The sequence below is a fragment of the Brevundimonas sp. genome, from assembly GCF_044239655.1.
Lineage (GTDB): Bacteria > Pseudomonadota > Alphaproteobacteria > Caulobacterales > Caulobacteraceae > Brevundimonas.
The window spans coordinates 1-4332 of the sequence record NZ_JBIIAY010000175.1; the positions used below are offsets into that span (position 1 = coordinate 1).

4 protein-coding genes are annotated in these 4332 nt (G+C 64.1%); 1 reads left to right on the plus strand and 3 read right to left on the minus strand.

Features of this window, described 5'->3' with window-relative positions; translation table 11 throughout:
- The 3 genes from ACILQR_RS15700 to ACILQR_RS15710 all read right to left on the minus strand — a co-directional run.
- Positions 1-423, minus strand: a 423-nt coding sequence (locus tag ACILQR_RS15700; RefSeq protein ID WP_395652320.1) for an MFS transporter, incomplete at its 3' end; no start/stop codon positions are given.
- 356 nt (positions 424-779) lie between these two features.
- Positions 780-2126 carry a sigma-54-dependent transcriptional regulator gene (locus ACILQR_RS15705; protein ID WP_395652321.1) on the minus strand — a complete coding sequence of 449 codons (1347 nt, stop codon included), beginning with the start codon at positions 2124-2126 and terminating at the stop codon, positions 780-782.
- Positions 2126-3970, minus strand: a complete 1845-nt coding sequence (locus tag ACILQR_RS15710; protein WP_395652318.1) for an ATP-binding protein — start codon at positions 3968-3970, stop codon at positions 2126-2128. The genes ACILQR_RS15705 and ACILQR_RS15710 overlap by 1 nt, the downstream gene beginning before the upstream one ends.
- 83 nt (positions 3971-4053) lie before the next feature.
- Here ACILQR_RS15710 and ACILQR_RS15715 point away from each other — a divergent pair.
- Positions 4054-4332 (plus strand): hypothetical protein (locus tag ACILQR_RS15715; RefSeq protein ID WP_395652319.1); only part of this gene is annotated, 279 nt, incomplete at its 3' end.

Sequence of the window (4332 nt, forward strand, 5' to 3'; positions counted from 1 at the left end):
CTCGGCCACATAGGTCGCGGCCCCGCCGTACTCGCCGCCCAGCGCCAGACCCTGCACCAGTCGCATGGCCACCAGAATGATCGGTGCCGCGATGCCGATGGCCGCATAGGGCGGCAGCAGGCCGACGACGAAGGTCGACAGGCCCATGAGCAGCATCGTCACCAGGAAGGTGTTCTTACGCCCCCACAGGTCACCCAGGCGTCCGAAAACGATGGCACCGAACGGCCGGACCGCGAAGCCGGCGGCAAAGGCCATCAGTGCAAAGATATAGCCGGTCGTCTCGTTCACGCCCGAGAAGAACTGGGTCGTGATGATCGCGGCCAGCGACCCGTACAGATAGAAGTCGTACCATTCAATCACGGTGCCGACGGACGAGGCGAGGATGACAAGGCGGGATCGCTTGTCGAGAGCCTTCTGGTCCATTTCGGGCGCACCCACGGCGCTGTCGGTCATTCGTTAGCCTCCCAAATCTCGCCGTTCATCGGCTGTTCTGTCGCCACTGAACGGGCGTCAAATCGATCTGTGACAGCCATCGGCTTCAAGCGGCAGATCGACTTTGGTCGAACACGGTCTGGGGCTGAGGCGGTGGGGTGTTACAGGTTACTGTAGGGTAGTTGCCGTTAGATGCACGGAGTGGCCAACCACGGTTGGCTTTCAGATAGGCACCTTCGATCGCTTAGATCTTTTCGCAGGTTTGCTACGAGCTGTGCCAAAGGCTGCAACGTTTCAGAGCGCCGTTCGGGGACAGCCAGGCCGGAGAAGAATGAAGTTTCGCTGGCTTAATTCCTGTTACGAAAATCGGCGGGCCGAAGGCCATGGCGTTGCAGCTTGTCGTAGAGGGTTTTTCGGGGAAGTTTCAGAGTCCTTGCGACGGCGACGACGTCGCCGCCACAGGACTCGAGGGATTCGATAATCAGCTGGCTTTCGTAACGTGCCAGACTCTCGGCCAGGCCGTCGCTAGTTGGCGACGGGGTAGCAGATTGCGGCGCTTCCAGGCCTGCCAGGACGCGTTCGGCAAAGTGGGCCAGCTCCCGAACATTGCCGGGCCAGTCATGGTCCAGCAGGCGACGGCGGACGGTGACTGACATTGGAGGGGCCACGCGACCCTCGCGCGTCGCGGCGCGTCGCAGGAAGTGCCCGAACAGCAGGGGAATGTCATCGCGCCGTTCGCGCAAGGGGGCCACCCGGAGTTTGATGACGTTCAGACGATAATAGAGATCGTTGCGAAAGACCCCCGCCCGTACGGCCTCTTCCAGGTCGACTTTGGAGGACGCGAGAATACGCAGGTCGATGGGACGGGGCTGGGTCGCGCCGATGGGCTGGACCTCCCGCTCTTCTATGACGCGCAGGAGCTTGATCTGGACGGCCATGGGCATGCTTTCGATCTCGTCCAGGAACAAGGTGCCGCGATGACTGTGTTCGATATGGCCGACACGACGGCGCACGGCGCCGGGGAAGGCACCGGCCTCGTGACCGAACAGCTCGCTCTCGATCAGGCCGTCGGGAAGCGCGCCGCAATTCACGGCGACAAACGGATGGATGCGACGACGGCCGCCGTTGTGGAGGGCGCGCGCGACGACCTCCTTGCCGACACCGGTCTCCCCCTCGATCAGCACATCCAGACGGGCGTCGGCGAGTTGGGCAATGGTGTCGCGCAGTCGCACCATGGTCTCGGACGCGCCGATCAGAGGCAGTTCGAGCCCGGCGTCGGCTGCGGCCGCGGTGAGGCGACGGTTGTCAAGCACAAGGGCGCGCTTCTCCAATGCGCGCTTGAGACTGCCGAGCAGGCGATCGAAGGCAAAGGGTTTTGCCACGAAATCATAGGCACCGTGACGCAGAGCCTCGACCGCATCCTCGATATCGCCGTGGCCCGTCATCATGATCACCGGCAGGGCGTCGTCGATGGCCTGAAGGCGGCTCAGCAGCTGGCGGCCGTCGAGCCCGGGCATGCGCAGGTCGCTGACGACCACACCGGGGAAGCCGGGGTCGAGAGCCTTGAGCGCGGCCTCGGCTGATGAATGTGCCGTTACGTCAAACCCCTCGATCTCCAGACGTTCGGCGAGCGCCGCGCGGAAATCGCCATCGTCATCGACCAGGGCGACGGCAGAAGGTCTCGCGAAATCCATCAATGAGACGCCTTCAGTGAAATGACGAAGCTCGCCCCGGCTCCGGACGGGCTGAGGATCAACTCACCGCCGAAGCCCGCGACGATGTCGCGACAGATCACCAGGCCCAGACCCAGGCCGTTGGGCTTGGTCGTGACGAACGGGGTGAACAGGGCCTGGGCGACGGCCGGGTCAAGGCCGGGGCCATTGTCGGCGATGACGATCTCGACGTGATCGCGGTCAGACCGTACCTTGATCGAGAGGCGAGGCGCGGCAGGACGGGCCTCCTCCAGCGCCTCGATGGCATTCTGGACCAGGTTCACGATAACCTGTTCCAACCGCACTCTTTCCGCCAGCGCGAGGCAAGGGGCTGTCGTGCTCATACGATCGAGGGTTATGCGGCTCTCGCGCAGACGTCCCGATAGAAGAATCAGGGCTCCGTCGATGGCGGCTTCGGGATCGACGAGCGATGGGGTGGACGCGGTCTTGCGTGCAAAGGCTCGCAATTCGTCGGTGATCGAACCGATGCGCCCCGTAAGGTCGGCGATGCGGGTGAGGTTGCGTTGGACACCCGACCTATCCCCACGATCCAGATAGGCCGAGGCGCTGTCAGCATGTGTGCGAATGGCAGCGACCGGCTGGTTGATCTCGTGCGCCACGCCGGCTGCGATCTGGCCCAGGGTCGCCAGCTTGTTGGCCTGAACCAGTTCGTCGCGCAGTAGTTCGCGACTGGCCTCGGCCTGGCGGCGTTCGTCGATCTGGCGGTTGAGTTCGTTGTTGGCGACGCGAAGTTCGACCGTACGTTCATCGATACGATGCTCGAGCTCGGCGCGGGCGGCGATCTGGGCCAGGGCCTGGGCCTGCGTCAGCTGGCGGCGTCGGATCAGGACGGCGACGACGACCATCAACAGGGTGACGATCAGGGCCGCGACGGCGCGGGCGTTGGTCACCGCCACCAGGATGGCGTTCCCGGCCGGGGACAGCAGATGCAGGGTCCAGCCCGGCGTGCTGGTCGGGGCCTGGGCGGAAATCCAGGGCTGGTCCGAGCCATTGACCGGCGCAGAGACCAGCCGGGGCGTGCTGGTCGTCGTCTGGAAGGGCAGGGGGGCCAGGGCGTCGTGGCCCAGAGTCTGACCGGCCAGCACCAGACGACGTTGCTCAGGCGTCATCTGTGCGACCGTGCGGAATCGCCAGTTGGGAACGGAGGTTATCAGGACTACGCCGCTCTGGTCCGAGACATAGGCAGGCTCGCCCGAGCCGCGCCATTCCTGTTCCAGGGCATCGAACTCGACCTTGACCACAACGACGCCGAGCAGCCGGCCGGAACCATCGGAGAGCCGGCGCGCGAGATACAGTCCCGGTCGGCCGCTGACGGTGCCCAGGGCAAAGAACTCTGCGGATCCTCGCGCGATCGCGCGGGTGAAGTAGGGCCTGAAACTGTAGTTTGAGCCGACGAAACTGGTCGGGAGCCGCCAGTTGGAAGCGGCGCGTGCAACGCCGTTGGTGTCCAGCAGATAGATGGCGGCGGCCCGGGTCTGGTCCGCAAGCAGCTCCAGCTTGCGATTCACAAGTTCGGCCCGTGCCGGGGTCGCATCGCTCAGCAGCATGACTGCCTCTGGGTCCTGAACCAGGACCAGGGGCAGGGACCGGTGCTTCTCGAGCTCGCTGCGCAGGACTGCGGCATGCAGGGCGGCGGCAGCCTGTGCCTGGCGGCCGATGTCCCGTTCGGCCTGACGGCGGGCGACCTCGCCCGCAGCGACTGCGGCTGTGATCGTCAGGATCAGCCAGGCGACGATGACGAACGGCCAGGGCCCCTTCGACGCCTGCCTGGCGAGGCCACCAATGAAATTCCTCAGAACAGCCATGTCGCCAGTGTGCGATTTTCCGCACGCTCTAGCCATAGTCATTGGCGGAATTTCGCACTACTCGCCTGAAAAATTGGCCAGGAATGGAGAATTATTCAAGGAAAACAGTCCATACACCGAGCGAGAAGAAGGATTTCGAATCCGGCGAAAGCGCGGCGAACATCGGTCCAGCGAAGGCGACGCAAGATCGCATCGAGGAAACAGCGGACTTGGTCCGTCGAGAGGAAGCGGTCTTGAACCCCAGTACGCCTGCCATACCGATGCCGGTCAAACACCCCTTCTATCGCCACCTGTATTTCCAGGTGCTGATCGCCATCGCGCTGGGGGCGCTGATCGGGCATTTCTGGCCGAGCACGACGGGG